Source organism: Streptomyces sp. WAC03905 (genome assembly GCF_057371075.1).
Genome location: NZ_JBXYDZ010000003.1, coordinates 5,791,796 through 5,809,888, shown reverse-complemented (window position 1 = coordinate 5,809,888; position 18,093 = coordinate 5,791,796). Strand labels below are relative to the sequence as shown.

The following is an 18,093-nucleotide window of genomic DNA, read 5'->3' as shown; positions in this document are numbered from 1 at the left end:
CCCGGGGTGTCCCGGGGCCGGGGCTACGGGTGTTCGACGAGCGGGAGCAGTTCGCCGGCGGGGCGGGGGCGGGTGTGTTCGCGCTGTTCCAGGCCGAAGGTGGTGAAGGCGGTGCGCGGGGGCTGGGGGTAGGCCTCCTTGCCGGTGAGGGTGTTGAGGATGGCGGCGCTGCGCCAGGCCGCGAGGCCGAGGTCGGGCGCGCCGACGCCGTGGGTGTGGCGTTCGCCGTTCTGGACGAAGATGCTGCCGGTGACGGAGGGGTCGAGGACCATCCGGTAGCGGTCGTCGATGCGGGGGCGGCCCGAGGAGTCCTTGCGCAGGTAGGGGTCGAGGCCGGCGAGGAGGCGGGTGAGGGGGCGTTCCCGGTAGCCGGTGGCGAGGACGACGGCGTCGGTGGTGAGGCGGGAGCGGGCGCCCTGCTCGGCGTGTTCGAGGTGGAGTTCGACCTTGGTGGTGGCGACGCGTCCGGCGGTGCGGACGGTGACTCCGGGGGTCAGGACGGCGTCGGGCCAGCCGCCGTCGAGGGTGCGCCGGTAGAGCTCGTCGTGGATGGCCGCGATGGTGGCGGTGTCGATGCCCTTGTGGAGCTGCCACTGGGCGGGGACGAGGTGGTCGCGGACGGGTTCGGGGAGGGAGTGGAAGTAGCGGGTGTAGTCGGGGGTGAAGTGTTCGAGGCCGAGTTTCGAGTACTCCATGGGCGCGAAGGAGGGGGTGCGGGCGAGCCAGGTGAGGCGTTCGCGGCCGGTGGGGCGGGCGCGGAGCAGGTCGAGGAAGACTTCGGCGCCGGACTGGCCGGATCCGATGACGGTGACGTGTTCGGCGCCGAGGATGCGTTGGCGGTTGTCGAGGTAGTCGGCGGAGTGGATGACGGGGACGGTGGGGGCTTCGGCGAGGGGGCGCAGGGGTTCGGGGATGTGGGGGGCGGTGCCGATGCCGAGGGCGAGGTTGCGGGTGTGGGTGCGGCCGAGGGCTTCGGCTTCGCCGGCGGGGTCGAGCTGGGTGTAGTCGACTTCGAAGAGGTCGCGTTCGGGGTTCCAGCGGACGGCGTCGACCTGGTGGCCGAAGTGGAGTCCGGGGACGCGGCCCGCGACCCAGCGGCAGTAGGCGTCGTATTCGGCGCGGTGGATGTGGAACTGCTCGGCGAAGTAGAAGGGGTAGAGCCGTTCCTTGTGCTTGAGGTAGCTGAGGAAGCTCCAGGGGCTGGCGGGGTCGGCGAGGGTGACGAGGTCGGCGAGGAAGGGCACTTGGAGGGTGGCGCCCTCGATGAGGAGTCCCGGGTGCCAGCGGAAGTCGCGGCGCTGCTCGTAGAAGACGGTGGCGAGTTCGCCCGCTCCTTGCTGGGGCAGGCCGTGGGCGAGGGCGGCGAGGGACAGGTTGGACGGTCCGATGCCGATTCCGACGAGGTCGTGGGGTGCATCGAGCTGGGCGGTCATCGGTGGGTGCTGCCTTCCAGATGGGCGATGAGGGTGTCCAGGTCTCCCGCCGTGGTGTGCGGGTTGAGCAGGGTGGCTTTGAGCCACAGGCGGCCGTCGGCGTGGGTGCGGCCGAGGACGGCGAGGCCTTGGTGGAGGAGGGCGCGGCGCCGGGTGGCGAGTTCGTCGTCGGTGGCGTGGGTGGGCCGGAAGAGGACGGTGCTGATGGTGGGTGCCGAGTGGAGTTCGAAGCCGGGGTGGGCGTCGAGGCGCTGGGCGAGGTGCTGGGCGAGGGCGCAGGTGCGGTCGATGAGGTGGCCGAGGCCGTCACGGCCGAGTGAGCGCAGGGTGGCGGCGATCTTGAGGGCGTCGGGGCGGCGGGTGGTGCGCAGGGAGCGGCCGAGGAGGTCGGGGAGGCCGGCTTCGGTGTCGTCGGTGGCGTTGAGGTAGTCGGCCTGGTGGGCGAGGGGGGCGAGGAGCGCGGTGTCGGGGACGGCGAGGAGTCCGGCGGCGACGGGCTGCCAGCCGAGTTTGTGCAGGTCGACGGTGAGCGAGTGGGCGCGGCCGAGGCCTGCGAGTTTGTGCCGGTGGCGGGGGCTGAGGGCGAGGAGGCCGCCGTAGGCGGCGTCGACGTGGAGGTCGGCGCGGTGCTGGTCGCAGAGGTCGGCGAGGGCCGGGAGGGGGTCGATGAGTCCGGCGTCGGTGGTGCCGGCGGTGGCGGCGACGAGGGTGGGGCCGGGGGTGGTGGCGAGGGCTTCGGCGAGGCGGGTGGGGTCGAGGACGCCGGTGGGCGTGGGGATTTCGGTGGCCGGGGGCAGGCCGAGGAGCCATGCGGCGCGGGGGACGGAGTGGTGGGCGTTGGCTCCGTGCAGGACGGTGAGGCGGGGGCCGTGGCGTTCGCGGGCGAGGAGCAGGGCGAGCTGGTTGGCTTCGGTGCCGCCGGTGGTGACGAGGGCGTCGGGGCGGGGGGTGTCGTAGAACTCGGCGGCGAGGGTGCGGGTGAGTTCGGCTTCGAGGGCGGAGGCGGCGGGGGCCTGGTCCCAGGAGTCGAGGGAGGGGTTGAGGGCGCTGGCGGCGAGGTCCGCGGCGGCGGCGACGGCCAGCGGCGGGCAGTGCAGGTGGGCGGCGCAGAGGGGGTGGGCGGGGTCCGCGGCGCCTGCGGCGAGGGCGTGGACGAGGCTGCGCAGCGCTTCGTGGTCGCCGGTGCCGTGGTCGGGCAGTACGTCGCCCAGTGCGGCTCTGACCCGGGCGGTGACGGCGGCGGGGCCGCCGGCGGGGAGGGGTCCGGGGCGTTCGGCCGCGCCGGTGCGGAGGGCGTCGAGGACGGTGTCGAGGAGCGGCCGCAGGGCGCGGGCGCCGGTGGCTCCGCCGGCGAGCGGCGAGCCGTGCGGTGTGCCGTGCGGCGCGGTCGCGGGGTCTTGCGGCGGGCCGGGATGCCGGGTGCCGTGCGGCGCTGTCATCGGGACCTCCGGGGGCTGGCCGGGGTGCGGTGAGAAGCACCCGGCCAGTACAACGATCAGACCCGAATGGGGTAACCGCCGGGGTTTGTCCGAATCCCGGAGCGGCCGGGGCCGGGGCCGGCCCCGGTCCCCCGGCCCGTCGAGCGACCCCCGCAGGGCAGGGGCCGGGGCCGGGGTCAGCCGCGGACGCGGAGGGCGCGGGCCAGGTCGTCCAGCTGGTCCACGAGCTTGCGGCGCAGGAGCGGGATGAGGTCCGGGTCGGCGAGGCAGTCCCGGCCCGCCTTGAGGTTGGCTTCGTCGACGGCGTACACCGGGAAGGCGTAGCGGCCCGCGGCCTCGCCGATGGCGGGGCCGCGGCGGGCGCCGAGGGCGACGGCTTCGGGGTAGAAGCGGCTGACGTACTCGGCGGTGAGGTCGGCCTGTTCGGGCTGCCAGAAGCCCTGGGCGGTGGCGCTGAAGAGGTAGTTGGACAGGCTGTCGTCGTGGAAGAGGCGGTCCCAGGCGGCGGCCTTCGCTTCGGCGGTGGGCAGGGCGGCGCGGCAGCGGGCGGCGCCTTCCTCGCCGGTGGCGCTGGGGTCGGCGGCGAGGGCGGCGTCGATGTCGCTCTCGCCGACGGCGCCGAGGACGGCGAGGCGGCCGAGGATGCGCCAGCGCAGTTCGGGGTCGAGGGCGGGGCCGCCGGGGACGGTGTCGTCGGCGAGCCAGGCGGCGATCGTGTCGGGCTGGGTGGCGCTGCCCACGAGGCTGCGTACGGCGGTCAGGCGCATGCCGGGCTCCGAGCCGTCCTCGGTGCGGCGCAGGAGGTCGCGGGCGATGGTGGTGAGGGTGGCCAGCGCGGCCGTGCGGTCCTCGGGGGCGAGGTAGCGGACGGCGATCTCGTTGCGGGCGAAGGCGAGGACGCCCTGGACGATGGCGAGGTCGTGTTCTTCGGGCAGGTGCGCTTGGGCGGTGGCCAGGTAGTCCTGCGGGTCGAGTGCGCCGTCGCGGACCATGTCGCGCAGGCAGTTCCAGACCACGGCGCGGGTGAGGGCCTCGGGGATGCCGGAGAGGCTGCGCAGGACCGTTTCGAGGGAGGTGTCGTCGAGGCGGATCTTGGCGTAGGTGAGGTCGGCGTCGTTGAGGAGGAGCAGGGCGGGACGGGTGCCGCTCGTGGAGACGACCTCGTCGGAGGGGACGTCGAGGTCGAGGAGTTCGCGCAGTTCCAGGGTGCGGCCGTCGACGGGGTCGCGGTCGTAGACGCCGACGGCGATGTGGTGGGGGCGGCTGCCGTCGCGGTCGACGGTGAGGGTCCAGCCGGCGGTGCCTTCGGGGGCGTCCTCGATGCGCGGGGTGAGGGTGTCGATGCCGGTGGTGCGCAGCCACGCGTCGGCCCAGCCCCGGACGTCGCGTTCGGTGTGGGCGGCGAGGGAGTCGATGAAGTCGGCGAGGGAGGCGTTGGCGAACTTGTGGCGGGCGAAGTGGGTGTTGATGCCGGCCAGGAAGTCCTTCTCACCGAGCCAGGCGACGAGTTGGCGCAGCGCGGATGCGCCCTTGGCATAGGAGATGCCGTCGAAGTTGAGGAGGGCGGAGGCGGTGTCGGGTACGTCGTCGGGGGCGACGGGGTGGGTGGAGGGGCGCTGGTCGGCTTCGTAGCCCCAGGGTTTGCGGGTCACGCCGAAGGCGGTCCAGGTGTCGGTGAAGCGGGTGGCTTCGGTGAGGGTCTGGTAGCCCATGTATTCGGCGAAGGACTCGTTGAGCCAGATGTCGTCGAACCAGGCGAGGGTGACGAGGTCGCCGAACCACATGTGGGCCATCTCGTGGGCGATGACCATGGCGCGGGATTCGCGTTCGGTGTCGGTGACGGCGGAGCGGTAGATGAATTCGTCGCGGAAGGTGACGAGGCCGGGGTTCTCCATGGCGCCGGCGTTGAATTCGGGTACGAAGGCCTGGTCGTAGGAGTCGAAGGGGTAGGGCTCGGTGAACTTGACCTGGTAGCGGTCGAAGCAGGCCTTGGTGATGGAGAGGATCTCGTCGGCGTCGGCGTCCATGTGGGGTGCGAGGGAGCGGCGGCAGTGGATGCCGAAGGGCAGTCCGGCGTGTTCGGTGGTCACGCTGTGCCAGGGGCCCGCGGCGACGGCGGCGAGGTAGGTGGAGATGAGGGGCGTGGGGGCGGACTGCCAGATGACGGCGCCGTCGATGTCGCGGTCCGCGAGGCGGGTGGTGACGCCGTTGGCGAGGACGGTCCAGTGCGCGGGGACGGTCACGGTGAACTGGAAGACGGCCTTGAGGTCGGGCTGGTCGAAGGCCGCGAGGACGCGCTGGACGTCGTCGAGGAACATCTGGCTGTAGACGTACGTCTCGCCGTCGGCGGGGTCGGTGAAGCGGTGCAGGCCCTCGCCGGTGCGGGAGTAGCGCATGCGGGCGTCGATGCGCAGCTCGTGGTCGCCCGCGGTGAGGGCGAGCGGGAGGCGGTTGTCGTCGAGGGTCGCCGGGTCGAGGGGGTGGCCGTCGAGGGTGGCGGAGCGCAGTTCTTCGGGCTTCAGCTCCACGAAGGTGTCGCCGGCGGTGCGGGCGGTGAACCGGATGGTCGTGGCGGAGTCGAAGGTGTCGTCGCCGGTGGTGAGGTCGAGGCCGACGATGTAGTCGTGGACGTCGAGGAGCTGGGCTCGGAGCTGCGCTTCGTTGCGCGTCAGTGCGGACATGGGGCCCATGCTGCCCCAGGGGGCGGCCGGACCCCGAGTGGTTACTCCTCGCCGGCGGCGATCGTCTCGTGGTGGCGGATGACCTCGGCGATGATGAAGTTGAGGAGCTTCTCCGCGAAGGCGGGGTCGAGCTTGGCGTTCTCGGCGAGCTGGCGGAGCCGGGCGATCTGACTGGCCTCGCGGCCCGGGTCGGCGGGGGGCAGCTGGTGGCGCGCCTTGAGGTGGCCGACCTGCTGGGTGCACTTGAAGCGTTCGGCGAGCATGTGGACGACGGCGGCGTCGATGTTGTCGATGCTGTCCCGCAGGCGGGCGAGTTCGGCGGTGACGCTCTCGTCGATGCCGCCGGCGGCGCCGTTGGCGTTGCCGTTGCCCGTGCCGTTGTCGAGGTCGCTGATGTTCATGGTTGTCGAGCTTACGTGGCGCGGGCGCGCAGGTCGCGGGGCATGTCGGCCTGTGAGACGGCGTCGGTCACAGGGGCAGGACGGCGGTGACGACCCAGCCGCCCTCGGGGCCGGGGCCCGCGGTGAGGTGGCCGCCGAGGGCCTCGGCGCGTTCGGCCATGCCGGCGAGGCCGTAGCCGCCGCCGCGGGCCTTGTCGGAGAGGCGGGCGGGCCGGCCGCCGTCGTCGGCGATGCGGACTTCCAGGCCGGCGGGGACGGTGCGCAGGGTGACGCGTACGGCCGTGGCGGTGGCGGCGTGCTTGGCGGTGTTGGTGAGGGCTTCGCGGACGATGCGGTGGGCGGTGGCGGCGACGTGCGCGGGGAGGCGGTCCTCCAGGCCCTTCTCCACGGAGAGGACGACGGGCGGGCCGGTCCGGGAGGAGCGTTCGGTGAGCCCGCGGATGTCGGCGAGGCCGGCGACGGGGGTGGTGGCGCCGGTGGGGGTGGCGGTGGCGGTGGCGTCCGGGGTGGCGGGTGTGGGGTCGTCGTCGTGGTCGCGGAGGATCGTGACGAGGCGGCGCATGGAGCCGAGGGCTTCGTCGCCGGCGGTTTCGATGCGGCCGAGGACCTCGGCGGCGCGTTCGGCGGAGACCTGGGTGAAGCGGGCGGCGCGGGCCTCGACGACGATGCCGGTGACGTGGTGGGCCACGAGGTCGTGGAGCTCGCGGGCGAGTTCGAGGCGTTCGGCGGTGCGGACGGCGCGCAGGTCGAGGAGGCGCTGGGTGGCCTGGAGGCGCAGCAGGACGGAGTACGCGCCGACGACGACGGCGAGGACGGAGAAGAGCAGGGTGAACCGGCCGGGGTCGGTGTCCCGGGCGGGTACGGCCATGCAGCCGAGGCCGAGGAGGGGGCCGAGGACGGCGGCGGTGCGGGCGGGGGCGTGGAGGATCACCTGGGTGAGGAGGACGAGGAGGGCGACGGCCTCGCCGGCGCCCCAGACGGCGAGGGGGTGGTGGCCGAGGATCAGCAGGAGGGTGACGGTCCAGCTGACGGCGGCGGCGAACCAGGCGCGGGGCAGGAGGGGGACGGCCGGCCAGGGTACGGCGCTGAGGCAGACGAGGATGCCGGAGGCCCACAGGGCTGCGTGCGGGAGGCTGGGGTGGCCGGCCAGCTCGACGCCCTCGAAGGTGACGAGGGCGAGGAGGGCGAGGGTGAGGACGAGGCGGAGCCAGGGCGCGGTGTGCGGGTGGGTGCGGGCCCAGCCGCTGAGGGGGCTCACGGCGCCCCTCCGGCTGCGCCGGGGCCGTGCGGGACGGGGGCCGGGGCCCGGGTGCGGTCGGCTGCGCCGGGGCCGTGCGGGACGGGGGCCGGGGCCCGGGTGGCGGGTGCGGTCGTGGGGGTACGGGGGGCCGTGCGGGCGCGCTCCGGGGGTGGCGGGGCGGCTGCGCCGGGGCTTCCCGGGGCTCCGCCCCGGACTCCGCGCCTCAAACGTCGGCGGGGCTGGGATCTACCGGGCCCGGCGGCGCGAAGTGCGGCGGACGGCGTGGCGGGAGTCGGTGATGTCGCCGGCCCCGCGGCGGGGCGGGTGGGGGTGGTCACGCCGTGGTGGCGGCCAGGCCGCTTTCCCAGGCCCAGGCGGCGATCTCGACGCGGTTGCGGGCGTCGAGCTTGGCCTGGACGTTGGCCAGGTGGGTCTTGACGGTGGAGAGGGAGACGTAGAGCTCGCCGGCGATCTCGGCGTTGGTCATGCCGCGGGCGAGGCAGCGTACGACGTCGCGTTCGCGTTCGGTGAGCGGTTCGCCGGGGCGGCGGGCCCGGGAGGCCGGGGTGCTCGGGGCCATCTCGCGCAGCAGTCGCACGGTGATGGCGGGCGAGACGAGGGCGTCTCCGACGGCTGCCGCCCGTACCGCTTCAACCAGCATGGCGGGGCTTGCGTCTTTCAGGAGGAAGCCGGATGCTCCGCCGTGGAGCGCCGCGTGGACGTACTCGTCGAGGTCGAAGGTGGTGACGATGACGATGCGGGGCCGGTCGCTGCCGGACAGGCGCCGGGTGACTTCGAGGCCGTCGAGCCCGGGCATGCGGATGTCGAGGAGCAGGACGTCGGGGTGGTGCTCGGCGACGGCGGCGAGGGCCGCCGCTCCGTCGACGACGTCGGCGAGGACCTCGATGTCCGGCTGGCTTTCGAGGATCATCCGGAAGCCGGTCCTGACCATCTCCTGGTCGTCCGCGATGACCACGCTGATCGCCATGCGCCACCTGCCCCACTGCTGTCGCCCGCTGCCTCCGCCTCCCTCCCATGGGACCGGTGCGCGGGTCGGCCCGCAACCGCACGGCGGGCCGTCGCAGGGGTGTCCCGGGGGGCCGGCGGGCGGGCCTTCTGGGATACGACCCGGTCCCCCCGGCCGGTGCGTGGCGGGCCGGGAGGACCAGGTCGCGGGTGGGGCCGGGACGGGGCCGGGGGGTGTCCGCACAGGAGCGCCCGGCCACCCGGAGGGCGTACCCCATCGGGCAGGCGGGACCGTGCGGACACGACCTACAGGGTGGCCGCGGCGCTCTTGATCTGGGCGGCGAAGGTGGAGACCTCGGTGTAGACGCCCGGGTAGTCGGGGCGTGCGCAGCCGATGCCCCAGCTGACGATGCCGACCTGGATCCAGGCCCCGGCGTTGTCGCGACGGAACATGGGGCCGCCGGAGTCGCCCTGGCAGGTGTCGACGCCGCCCTGGTCGATGAGGCCGGCGCAGATCTCCTCACCGGGGACGAGGTCGCTGTAGGCGGCGCCGCAGGCGGCGTCGGAGACGAAGGGGACGGTGGCCTTCATGAGGTAGCGCTGCTGGCCGCCGCCTTCGCGGGTGGCGCCCCAGCCGGCGACGGTGAAGGTGCCGTTGTCGTAGGCCTTGGTCTCGGCGATCTTGAGGGTGGGCAGGTTGATGGGCTTGGCGAGCTTGATCAGGGCCCAGTCCTTGCCGGTGCCGTTGTAGCCGGGGGCGCGCAGGACCTTGGTGGATTTGACCTTGATGGCGCTGGAGCTGTTGAGGTCGACGACTCCGGCGGTGGCGGTGATGGAGGTGTTGTTGCCGGAGCCGTTCACGCAGTGGGCGGCGGTGAGGACGATCTGCTGGGTGTAGAGGGCGCCGCCGCAGCCCATGGAGAGGCGCACCATGAAGGGGAACTCTCCCTGGGCGGCTCGGGTGCCGCCTACGACGGGTGCGGTGCCGGCGGTGGCGGTGCCGGGCTGGAGGCTGACGGCCGCGAGGGCGACGGCGCCGACGGCGAGGGTGCGCTTCATGAATCGCACAAGGCTGGTCACGGTCAACACACTGCCTTTCGTGGGGGGTTGGGCCGTGCGTGTCATCGGGGAATGACGGGTCCATGACACATCAGGAGGATGGCGGCCAACAAGAAGGCAGTTTCGGCCAACTGCCGCCAGAGCCACAGGGATTGCGGTAAGGGGCATCCGATGAAGGAGAACGGCGGGCGGCGCGGGACCATCGAGCACGGTTTTCCGCACCTGGCGACGGTGCGCGCCTCGATCACCGCGCTCTTCCGGCGCATGTCGGCCGACGGGGTCCGCGCCTACGCCACGAGCCTCTCCCCCGCCGACGCGGCCTTCGGCGCCGGCGACGATCTGCACCTGGGGGCGCAGCGGGTGGCCTCGGGCGTGGTGCGCGCGCTGCGGCTGCCCGACGCGCGGATGGTGGTCGCCTTCCGGCCGATGGAGGAGGCGGCCACGGTGGAGCTGGCGGCGGGGCCCGAGTACTTCGTCGAGGTCAACGACCGTTTCCGCACGCACCGGCGGGACCTCGCGGCCGCCCTGTCGCACGAGGCCGCCCACGTACTGCTGCACCGGCTGGAACTCGCCTTCCCCGATCCGGCGGAGAACGAGATCCTCACCGACACCGCCGCCGCCTACCTGGGGGCGGGCTGGCTGCTTCTCGACGCCTACCGGGAGGACGCCCTCGGCCACCAGCGATTGGGATACCTGACGCCGGAGGAGTTCGGCTACGTCCTCGCCAAGCGGGCGGCGCTGTTCGGCGAGGACCCGTCCCCGTGGTTCACCAGCCCCCAGGCGTACGAGGCGTACGTGCGCGGGAGCGCGCGGGCGGCCCGGGACCTCCGCCGGGCTCCGCTCGCGGCCGCGGGCCCGGGCGCGCGGCGGCGGTACGCGAGGGCGCGGCGCGGCGGGGCCGTTCCGGCGGACGGTTCGGCGTACCGCTTCGAACCCGACGGGTCCGGGGCGGGGTTGCGGGTCAGCTTCCCGTGCCCGGTGTGCCAGCAGCGGGTGCGGGTCGCCGTGGGCGGACGGCTGCGGGCCCGGTGCGGACTGTGCCGCTCGGTGCTCGACTGCGACACGTAGCGGCGCACCCGCGGGGGCGGGTCCGGCCGAGCGGGGCCCGGTCCGCCCGCATATGGCTTGATCATTCACCGGTCGGTCGCGAAAAGTTTCCTACCGGCCAGTAGACACGGGTGCGGTTCTCGCCAACTCTGGTCACGTCCATGTCAATTCGTGACCGAGGAGCACCCCACATGCGCCTGCCCCGCCGCACCCGAACGCCCCGTACCGCCGCCGCCGGCCTCGCCGCAGCAGCCGCCGTCCTGACGCTCGTTCCGGCCACCGCGGCCGAGGCCGCCCCGGTCGCCGCGCCCGCGCCCGTCTCCGCACCGGCGCCCGCGGCCGGGTCCGCGCCGGGCGGCAACGCGGCGATACTCGGCATCGACTACGCCACCTGGCAGCGGGAGGTGGCCGCCGCCGTCGACGCGGCCCGGCCCGCCATCGAGCAGCGCATCGCGAACTCGCCCGCCGGCGAGAAGCCGGCCCTCGTCCTCGACATCGACAACACCTCCCTGGAGACGGACTTCCACTGGTTCTGGACGTACCCGACCCCCGCGATCGCCAAGGTGCGCGCGCTGACCCAGTACGCCCACGCGCGCGGCGTCGCCGTCTTCTTCGTCACGGCCCGCCCGGGGATCATCCACTCGCTGACCGAGTACAACCTCAAGTCCGTCGGCTACCCGGTGTCCGGGCTCTACGTCCGCGACCTGCCCGACCTCTTCGAGGAGGTCAGCACCTACAAGACGGCCAAGCGCGCGGAGATCGAGGCGCGCGGCTACACGATCATCGCGAACATCGGGAACAGCCCGACCGACCTGGTCGGCGGGCACGCCGAGCGCACCGTCAAGCTCCCGGACTACGACGGCAAGCTCTCCTGACGCACCGGCGGGACCGCTTCCGCGCGACGTCGCGCAACTTTCCGCACAACAGATGGGCCGACTGCGGTTCAGCGGGTGGACCCAGCGGGTAGTCATATCCCAACGCACCGACGAAGACTCGGGCCCGACCCCTCGCCAGGGGGCCGGGCCCGCTTCCGTTCCCGGCCCCCACGGGCGTCCGGCCCGGGGGGCGCGCCCCGGTCCACGGCGGGCTCCCGCTAGCGGGAGCCGTAGACCGGGAGCGGGGGCCGGGCCTGCGCGAGGAGCTTCTGCGCCGTCTCGCCCGCCTCCGCGGGCGTGCGCCGGGCGCCGCAGTCCCCGGTGGGGCCGGGCCGCCAGCCCTCCATGACGGTGATCCGGCCGCCTTCGGTCTCGAAGACCCGCCCGGTGACCCCGGCGGAGGCGTCCGCACCGAGCCAGACGACCAGCGGTGACACGTTCTCGGGCGCCATCGCGTCGAAGCCGCCGTCCTCGGGGGCGGCCATCGTCTGCGCGAAGGTCTCTTCCGTCATGCGCGTCCGGGCCGCCGGGGCGATGGCGTTGACCTGCACCCCGTACCGGCCCATCTCGGCCGCCGCGACCAGGGTCAGGCCGAGGACGCCGGCCTTGGCCGCGCTGTAGTTGCCCTGGCCCACGGAGCCCCGCAGGCCCGCCCCGGAGGAGGTGTTGACGACCCGGGCGGCCACCGGGCGGCCCGCCCGGGCCGCCGCCCGCCACCACGCGGCGGCCGACCGCAGCGGCAGGAAATGCCCTTTCAGGTGGACCCGCACGACCGCGTCCCAGTCGTCCTCGTCCAGGTTCACCAGCATCCGGTCGCGCAGGAACCCCGCGTTGTTGACCAGGGTGTCGAGCCGCCCGAAGGTGTCGACGGCGGCCCGCACCAGGGAGTCGGCGCCCTGCGCGGTCGCGATGTCCCCGCCGTGCGCCACGGCCTCGCCACCGAGCTCCTCGATCTCCCGGACCACCTGCGCCGCCGGGCTCTGCGGGTCGGGCCGTCCGTCCAGTCCCACGCCCAGGTCGTTGACGACGACCTTCGCCCCTTCCGCGGCGAAGCCCAGCGCGTGGGCCCGGCCCAGCCCCCGCCCCGCGCCCGTCACGATCACGACCCGGCCCTCGCACAGTCCCGCCATCTCAGCTCCCCTTGTTGACAGTTGCCGCATCCAGGAACGCCGGCCGCTCGCCGCCGCCGTGCACCAGCAGGGAGGCCCCGCTGACGTACCGCGCCCGGTCGGAGGCGAGGAAGACCGCCGCGTCGCCCACGTCCGCGGGCTCGGCGAGCCGGCCCAGCGGGACGGTCCGGCCGACCGCCTCGATCCCGGCCCCGTCGCCGTAGTGCAGGTGCGCGAGTTCGGTCCGCACCATGCCGAGCACCAGCGAGTTCACCCGTATTTCGGGCGCCCACTCGACGGCCATCGACCGGGCCAGGTTCTCCAGGCCCGCCTTGGCCGCCCCGTACGCCGCCGTCCCCGGGGAGGGGCGGGTACCGCTGACGCTGCCGATCATCACCACCGAGCCGCGGGCCCGTTCCAGCCAGGGGCGGGCCGCCAGGGAGGCCGTCATCGGGGCGACGAGGTTGAGCTCGACGACCCGAGCGTGGCGTTCGGCGTCACCCTCGCCGAGGAGGCGGTACGGGGTCCCACCGGCGTTGTTGACCAGGCAGTCGAGCCGCCCGTACCGCTCCCCGACCGCGTCGAAGAACTCCCGTACGGCGCCGGCGTCGCGCAGGTCGAGCGCGGTGAAGGAGACCTCGCGGCCGCCCGCCGCCACCGGTTCGCCGGGGGGCCGCCGGGCGCAGACGACGACCTCCGCTCCGGCCGCGAGGAACGACCGGGCGATCCCCGCACCGACGCCCCTGGTTCCGCCGGTGACGACGACGACCCTCCCGTCGAGCTCCATGGGCTGCTACCTTCCTCACCTAACAAATGTTTGGTGGAAAGGTAGCGGATCCTCTCATGAGTGTCTCCACCTCCGGCCCGGCCAAGGGCGTCGCACTGGTCACGGTCGACTTCCCGCCCGTCAACGCGCTGCCCGTACGGGGCTGGTACGACCTGGCCGACGCCCTGCGGACCGCGGGGCGGGACCCCGACGTGCGCTGCGTGGTCCTCGCCGCCGAGGGCCGCGGCTTCAACGCGGGCGTCGACATCAAGGAGATGCAGCGCGACACCGGGCACGCGGCCCTCATCGGCGCCAACCGGGGCTGCTACGAGGCGTTCGCCGCCGTCTACGAGTGCGAGGTGCCCGTCGTCGCGGCCGTGAACGGCTTCTGCCTGGGCGGCGGGATCGGCCTGGTCGGCAACGCCGACGCGATCGTCGCCTCCGACGACGCCGTCTTCGGCCTGCCCGAGCTCGACCGCGGGGCCCTGGGCGCCGCCACCCACCTGGCCCGGCTGGTCCCCCAGCACCTGATGCGCGCCCTCTACTACACCTCGCGCACCGCGACCGCCGCCGAACTGCACGCCCACGGCTCGGTCTGGAGGGTGGTCCCGCGCGGGGCGCTGCGCGGCGCCGCCCTGGAGCTGGCCGCCGAGATCGCGAAGAAGGACGGCTACCTGATCCGCCTGGCGAAGGCGGCCATCAACGGGATCGATCCGGTGGACGTGCGCCGCAGCTACCGCTTCGAGCAGGGCTTCACCTTCGAGGCCAACCTCAGCGGGGTGGCCGACCGGGTCCGCGACACCTTCGGGAAGGAAGAGCGCGCATGAGCGACAAGAGCATGACCGTCGACGAGGTGGTCGGGCAGCTGCGCAGCGGAATGACCCTGGGGATCGGCGGCTGGGGGTCCCGGCGCAAGCCCATGGCACTGGTCAGAGCCCTGCTCCGGTCGGAGATCACCGATCTCACCGTGATCTCGTACGGGGGCCCCGACGTGGGCCTGCTGGCGGCCGCGGGCCGGATCCGCCGGCTCGTCGCCCCCTTCGCCACCCTGGACTCCATCGCGCTGGAGCCGCACTTCCGGGCGGCCCGCGAACGCGCGGCCCTCACGCTGACCGAGTACGACGAGGCCATGTTCATGTGGGGCCTGCACGCGGCCGCGAACCGGCTGCCCTTCCTGCCCGTCCGCGCCGGACTCGGCTCCGACGTGATGCGGGTCAACCCGGAACTGCGCACGGTCACCTCGCCCTACGCCGACGGCGAGGAGCTCGTCGCCGTCCCCGCCCTGCGCATGGACGCCGCGCTGGTCCACCTCAACCGCGCCGACCGGCTCGGCAACGCCCAGTACCTGGGCCCGGACCCGTACTTCGACGACCTGTTCTGCGAGGCGGCCGACGCCGCCTACGTCTCCTGCGAGCAGCTCGTCGGGACCGCCGAACTGGCCAAGGCCGGGCCGCCGCAGTCCCTCCTGGTCAGCCGGCACTCCGTCACCGGGGTGGTGGAGACCCCGAACGGCGCGCACTTCACCTCATGCGCCCCCGACTACGGACGCGACGAGGCCTTCCAGAAGCTCTACGCGAGCACCCCCTGGCCCGAGTTCTCGGCGCGCTTCCTGTCCGGGGCGGGCGAGCACGACTACCAGCTGGCCGTCCGGACCTGGCACGAGGAGCAGCAGTGACCACGACGACCACCACCCATGCCACCGCCTCCGCCTCCGTCACCCGCGCCGAGTACTGCGTGATCGCGTGCGCCGAGGCCTGGCGCGGCGACGGCGAGGTGCTCGCCAGCCCGATGGGCCTGATCCCCTCCTTCGGGGCCCGGCTCGCGAAGCGGACCTTCTCCCCCGACCTGCTGCTGACGGACGGCGAGGCCATGCTGGTCGGGCTCGACGGCACGCCCGAGGGCTGGCTCCCGTACCGGCGCCACCTGACGATGGTCACCGGCGGCCGGCGCCACGTGATGATGGGCGCGAGCCAGATCGACCGGTTCGGCAACCAGAACATCTCCTGCATCGGCGACTGGGAGCGGCCGGCCCGCCAGCTGCTCGGAGTCCGCGGCGCTCCGGTCAACACTCTCAACAATCCGGTGAGTTACTGGATCCCGAAGCACTCGACGCGGGTCTTCGTCGAGCGCGTCGACATGGTCAGCGGTGTCGGCTACGACCGCGCCGCCGAGGCGGGGGTGACCCGTTTCCACCGGCTGCCCCGGGTGGTCAGCGATCTGGGCGTCTTCGACTTCGCGGGCCCGGGCCACGCGATGCGGCTCGCCTCCCTGCACCCGGGGGTCACCGTGGAGCAGGTCCGGGCGGCGACCGGCTTCGAGCTGGCGGTGCCCGAGGAGGTCCCGTACACGCGGGAGCCGACCGACGGGGAACTGCGGCTGATCCGCGAGGTGATCGACCCGGAGGGGTTGCGCGACCGGGAAGTGCGGGGCTGATCCGGTGCAGACGGCGTTCACGAGACTGGTCGGGGTCGAGCACCCCGTCGTGCAGACGGGCATGGGCTGGGTGGCCGGTCCGCGCCTGGTGTCGGCCGCGGCGCGGGCCGGCGCGCTGGGCATCCTGGCCTCCGCGACGATGACCACGGAGCAGTTGCGGGTGGCGGTCCACGAGGTGAGGTCGCGCGTCCCGGAGGGCACCCCGTTCGGGGTCAACCTGCGTGCGGACGCCGGGGACGCTCCCGAACGCGTAAGGCTGATCATCGACGAGGGGGTGCGGGTCGCGTCCTTCGCACTCGCGCCGTCCAGGGAGCTGATCGGCCGGCTCAAGGACGCGGGCGTGATCGTCATCCCGTCGATCGGGGCCCGGCGGCACGCGGAGAAGGTGGCCGCGTGGGGCGCCGACGCGGTGATCGTGCAGGGCGGCGAGGGCGGCGGCCACACCGGTGACGTGGCCACGACGGTGCTGCTGCCGCAGGTCGTGGACGCGGTGGACATCCCCGTGGTCGCGGCGGGCGGCTTCAGCGACGGCCGCGGCCTGGTCGCGGCCCTGGCGTACGGGGCGGCGGGCATCGCCATGGGCACCCGGTTCCTGCTGACCTCGGACTCGACGGTGCCGGACGCGGTGAAGGCCGAGTACCTGAGGGCGTCGGTCCGGGACGTCACCGTCACCACGGCCGTCGACGGGTTGCCGCACCGCATGCTCCGTACGGAGCTGGTCGACTCCCTGGAGCGCGCGGGCCGGGCCCGGGCGCTGGTCCGGGCCGTCCGGCACGCGGCGGGCCTGCGGAAGCTGTCCGGTCTGAGCTGGCCGCAGATGGTTCGCGACGGCCTGGCGATGAAACACGGCAAGGACCTGTCCTGGAGCCAGGTCCTGCTCGCCGCGAACACTCCGATGCTCCTCAAAGCGTCCATGGTCGAGGGCCGCACGGACCTCGGCGTCATGGCATCGGGTCAGGTCGCGGGGGTGATCGACGATCTCCCCTCCTGTGCGGAGCTCGTCTCCCGCGTCATGGCCGAGGCCCACTCCGTGCTGGACCGTCTGCACGGGCCGAACGGACCCGACGGGCCCGACGGGCCGCATGCGCTCGACGCCCTGCCACCACCAGGGTGATCCCCCTTCTCCGTCACAGGAGTCGCCCCCATGAGCCGTGTCAGAATCCGCAGAGGGGCCGCGGCGGCCGTCGCCGCCCTCGCCCTCGCCGTCCTGCCGACCGCCGCGCACGCGGCGGCGGCACCCGGAGCCGGGGCCAGTGCCCGGCACCCTCACCAGCAAGCCGAATCGATTCGTCAGATCGTCCTGCAGGGCGCCGTCAACGTCCGCGACCTCGGCGGCCACCGCACCTGGACGGGCGGCCAGGTCCGCCAGGGGCTCGTCTACCGCTCCGACGCACTGAGCAAGCTGACCGACGCGGACGTCACCACCGTCTCCGGTCTCGGCCTCACCAAGGTCATCGACTTCCGCATCCCGATGGAGGTCCAGTACGACGGCGCCGACCGGCTGCCCGCCGGACTCTCCCCCACCGCCCGCCCGGTCAGCGACCTCGGGCTCTACGGGACGCTCGTCGCGGCGATCGGCAGCGGAGATCCCGTCACGCAGGAGCAGATGCTCGGCGGCGGCCGCGCCGAGGCGTACATGCGCGACATCTACCGCACCTTCGTGAGCAGCCCCGAGAACCGGACGCAGTTCGCGGCGACCCTGCGGGAGCTCGCGGACGGCCGGCAGGGCCCGGTCCTGTACCACTGCACGTCCGGCAAGGACCGGACGGGCTGGATGAGTTACGTGCTGCTGCGGGCCCTCGCCGTCCCCGAGGACACCGCCGAGCGCGACTACCTGGCATCGAACACGTTCCGCGCCGCCTACGACGCCAAGGTGCGGGCGGGCCTGAAGCAGTCCGGCCGCATGCAGAACCCGGACCTGCTGATCCCGCTCCAGGAGGTCCGCCAGGACTACCTGGACTCGGCGACGGCGCAACTGGAGGCCGACTACGGCGGCTTCTACGGCTACCTGACCCAGGGCCTCGGCCTGGACCTGCGCACGCTGGCGAAACTCCAGAGCAGGCTGGTCCGCTGACCTGCGTCCGCCCTCCCGCCCCCGCGGCGCCGGCTGCCCGCCGACGCCGCGGGGTGCCCGGCGGGGGGCTATCCCAAGCGGGCGGGGAACTCCCGCGCCGCGAACTGCGGCCCGCAGTCCTCGGTGCCCTCACCCCGGCATATGAAGAACACTCCGCCCGGGTTCATACCCGGTGCCGACCGCAGTGTGAACGGCGTGGCGCCCGGCCCGCACCGGGTGGCGGCCTTGGCGGCCGGCGCGCTGCTGCCGTCGAACCTGGCCCACAGGGAGTGGCATTCGGCACCGGTGTTCCTCAGCTCACCCTTGACCACGAGCGTCGTCAACACGGAGAAGGGGAGTTCTCGCTCCGTCCAGCGCGTTCCGGTGACCGTGGCGCTCCCGTGCGTCTTGGACCAGGCGTCGGCGGCCGTGGCGGAGCTGGTCCCGAGCAGACTGGCCACGGCAGAGGCCATGACCACGGCAGCCGTCTTGGACAGGGACAGGCGCATGCTGGTTCCTTACGTCGGTGGTTCTCGGACAGTGCGGATCGGCCGACCCCTCGGAGGGGCGGCGCATGGGTCCTGCGGTGTT

General features: G+C 73.6%; 17 protein-coding genes. 7 read left to right on the top strand and 10 right to left on the bottom strand.

Translation table 11 applies throughout. The features are described from left to right. Positions 1–23 precede the first annotated feature (23 nt). From AC2RP6_RS28765 to AC2RP6_RS28735, 7 genes are all read right to left on the bottom strand, one after another. Entirely contained in the window at positions 24–1,433 is a 1,410-nt protein-coding gene (locus AC2RP6_RS28765) for a lysine N(6)-hydroxylase/L-ornithine N(5)-oxygenase family protein (RefSeq protein ID WP_486448810.1), read from the bottom strand. Further along, positions 1,430–2,872, bottom strand: a complete 1,443-nt coding sequence (locus AC2RP6_RS28760; protein WP_486448809.1) for a pyridoxal phosphate-dependent decarboxylase family protein — start codon at positions 2,870–2,872, stop codon at positions 1,430–1,432. Before AC2RP6_RS28760 ends, AC2RP6_RS28765 begins: the two co-directional genes overlap by 4 nt. Before the next feature lie 176 nt (positions 2,873–3,048). Continuing rightward, positions 3,049–5,562 carry an aminopeptidase N gene (pepN, locus tag AC2RP6_RS28755; RefSeq protein ID WP_486448808.1) on the bottom strand — a complete coding sequence of 838 codons (2,514 nt, stop codon included), beginning with the start codon at positions 5,560–5,562 and terminating at the stop codon, positions 3,049–3,051. 32 nt (positions 5,563–5,594) lie between these two features. Continuing rightward, complete coding sequence (locus tag AC2RP6_RS28750) at positions 5,595–5,954, bottom strand: chorismate mutase (protein WP_486448807.1); 360 nt, start codon at positions 5,952–5,954, stop codon at positions 5,595–5,597. A gap of 67 nt (positions 5,955–6,021) precedes the next feature. Then, positions 6,022–7,212 (bottom strand): sensor histidine kinase, encoded by a 1,191-nt coding sequence (locus AC2RP6_RS28745; RefSeq protein ID WP_486448806.1) that lies wholly within the window; start codon positions 7,210–7,212, stop codon positions 6,022–6,024. 316 nt (positions 7,213–7,528) lie between these two features. Beyond that, positions 7,529–8,182 (bottom strand): response regulator, encoded by a 654-nt coding sequence (locus tag AC2RP6_RS28740; protein WP_486448805.1) that lies wholly within the window; start codon positions 8,180–8,182, stop codon positions 7,529–7,531. 284 nt (positions 8,183–8,466) lie between these two features. Further along, positions 8,467–9,219, bottom strand: coding sequence for a S1 family peptidase (locus AC2RP6_RS28735; protein WP_486450483.1), 753 nt, complete (start codon positions 9,217–9,219; stop codon positions 8,467–8,469). Positions 9,220–9,390: 171 nt separating this feature from the next. Here AC2RP6_RS28735 and AC2RP6_RS28730 point away from each other — a divergent pair, with 171 nt between their 5' ends. Next, a complete protein-coding gene (locus AC2RP6_RS28730; protein WP_486448804.1) occupies positions 9,391–10,287 on the top strand; it encodes a hypothetical protein in 897 nt (298 codons plus the stop codon). 170 nt (positions 10,288–10,457) lie between these two features. Beyond that, positions 10,458–11,141, top strand: coding sequence for an HAD family acid phosphatase (locus AC2RP6_RS28725; protein WP_486448803.1), 684 nt, complete (start codon positions 10,458–10,460; stop codon positions 11,139–11,141). Between the two features lie 218 nt (positions 11,142–11,359). Here the strand turns inward: AC2RP6_RS28725 and AC2RP6_RS28720 are convergent, their stop codons facing one another. Together AC2RP6_RS28720 and AC2RP6_RS28715 are read right to left on the bottom strand one after the other, a co-directional pair. Continuing rightward, complete coding sequence (locus AC2RP6_RS28720; protein WP_486448802.1) at positions 11,360–12,271, bottom strand: SDR family oxidoreductase; 912 nt, start codon at positions 12,269–12,271, stop codon at positions 11,360–11,362. A 1-nt stretch (position 12,272) separates the two neighbouring features. Then, a complete protein-coding gene (locus AC2RP6_RS28715; RefSeq protein WP_486448801.1) occupies positions 12,273–13,037 on the bottom strand; it encodes an SDR family oxidoreductase in 765 nt (254 codons plus the stop codon). 56 nt (positions 13,038–13,093) lie between these two features. Here AC2RP6_RS28715 and AC2RP6_RS28710 point away from each other — a divergent pair, with 56 nt between their 5' ends. The 5 genes from AC2RP6_RS28710 to AC2RP6_RS28690 are packed head-to-tail and all read left to right on the top strand — an operon-like array spanning position 13,094 to position 17,523. Continuing rightward, positions 13,094–13,843: an enoyl-CoA hydratase family protein gene (locus tag AC2RP6_RS28710; RefSeq protein WP_486448800.1), complete on the top strand. Its 750-nt coding sequence runs from the start codon at positions 13,094–13,096 to the stop codon at positions 13,841–13,843. Further along, positions 13,840–14,691, top strand: a complete 852-nt coding sequence (locus tag AC2RP6_RS28705) for a CoA transferase subunit A (RefSeq protein ID WP_486448799.1) — start codon at positions 13,840–13,842, stop codon at positions 14,689–14,691. Before AC2RP6_RS28710 ends, AC2RP6_RS28705 begins: the two co-directional genes overlap by 4 nt. Continuing rightward, on the top strand, positions 14,688–15,449 hold the full coding sequence (locus AC2RP6_RS28700) for a CoA-transferase subunit beta (RefSeq protein WP_486448798.1): 762 nt from the start codon (positions 14,688–14,690) through the stop codon (positions 15,447–15,449). The genes AC2RP6_RS28705 and AC2RP6_RS28700 overlap by 4 nt, the downstream gene beginning before the upstream one ends. Positions 15,450–15,453: 4 nt before the next feature. Next, complete coding sequence (locus tag AC2RP6_RS28695; RefSeq protein WP_486448797.1) at positions 15,454–16,563, top strand: NAD(P)H-dependent flavin oxidoreductase; 1,110 nt, start codon at positions 15,454–15,456, stop codon at positions 16,561–16,563. Between the two features lie 30 nt (positions 16,564–16,593). Continuing rightward, a complete protein-coding gene (locus tag AC2RP6_RS28690; RefSeq protein WP_486448796.1) occupies positions 16,594–17,523 on the top strand; it encodes a tyrosine-protein phosphatase in 930 nt (309 codons plus the stop codon). A 68-nt stretch (positions 17,524–17,591) separates the two neighbouring features. Here AC2RP6_RS28690 and AC2RP6_RS28685 read toward each other — a convergent pair whose 3' ends face one another. Then, entirely contained in the window at positions 17,592–18,011 is a 420-nt protein-coding gene (locus AC2RP6_RS28685; protein ID WP_486448795.1) for a hypothetical protein, read from the bottom strand. Positions 18,012–18,093 lie beyond the last annotated feature (82 nt).

Bases quoted from the DNA above. Each gene is read 5' to 3' on its own strand.
- AC2RP6_RS28740 (WP_486448805.1), bottom strand. From the start codon at position 8,182: ATGGCGATCAGCGTGGTCATCGCGGACGACCAGGAGATGGTCAGGACC.
- AC2RP6_RS28690 (WP_486448796.1), top strand. From the start codon at position 16,594: ATGAGCCGTGTCAGAATCCGCAGAGGGGCCGCGGCGGCCGTCGCCGCC.
- AC2RP6_RS28715 (WP_486448801.1), bottom strand. From the start codon at position 13,037: ATGGAGCTCGACGGGAGGGTCGTCGTCGTCACCGGCGGAACCAGGGGC.
- AC2RP6_RS28705 (WP_486448799.1), top strand. From the start codon at position 13,840: ATGAGCGACAAGAGCATGACCGTCGACGAGGTGGTCGGGCAGCTGCGC.
- AC2RP6_RS28730 (WP_486448804.1), top strand. From the start codon at position 9,391: ATGAAGGAGAACGGCGGGCGGCGCGGGACCATCGAGCACGGTTTTCCG.
- AC2RP6_RS28725 (WP_486448803.1), top strand. From the start codon at position 10,458: ATGCGCCTGCCCCGCCGCACCCGAACGCCCCGTACCGCCGCCGCCGGC.
- AC2RP6_RS28720 (WP_486448802.1), bottom strand. From the start codon at position 12,271: ATGGCGGGACTGTGCGAGGGCCGGGTCGTGATCGTGACGGGCGCGGGG.
- AC2RP6_RS28765 (WP_486448810.1), bottom strand. From the start codon at position 1,433: ATGACCGCCCAGCTCGATGCACCCCACGACCTCGTCGGAATCGGCATC.
- pepN (WP_486448808.1), bottom strand. From the start codon at position 5,562: ATGGGCCCCATGTCCGCACTGACGCGCAACGAAGCGCAGCTCCGAGCC.
- AC2RP6_RS28760 (WP_486448809.1), bottom strand. From the start codon at position 2,872: ATGACAGCGCCGCACGGCACCCGGCATCCCGGCCCGCCGCAAGACCCC.
- AC2RP6_RS28710 (WP_486448800.1), top strand. From the start codon at position 13,094: ATGAGTGTCTCCACCTCCGGCCCGGCCAAGGGCGTCGCACTGGTCACG.
- AC2RP6_RS28750 (WP_486448807.1), bottom strand. From the start codon at position 5,954: ATGAACATCAGCGACCTCGACAACGGCACGGGCAACGGCAACGCCAAC.
- AC2RP6_RS28685 (WP_486448795.1), bottom strand. From the start codon at position 18,011: ATGCGCCTGTCCCTGTCCAAGACGGCTGCCGTGGTCATGGCCTCTGCC.
- AC2RP6_RS28735 (WP_486450483.1), bottom strand. From the start codon at position 9,219: ATGAAGCGCACCCTCGCCGTCGGCGCCGTCGCCCTCGCGGCCGTCAGC.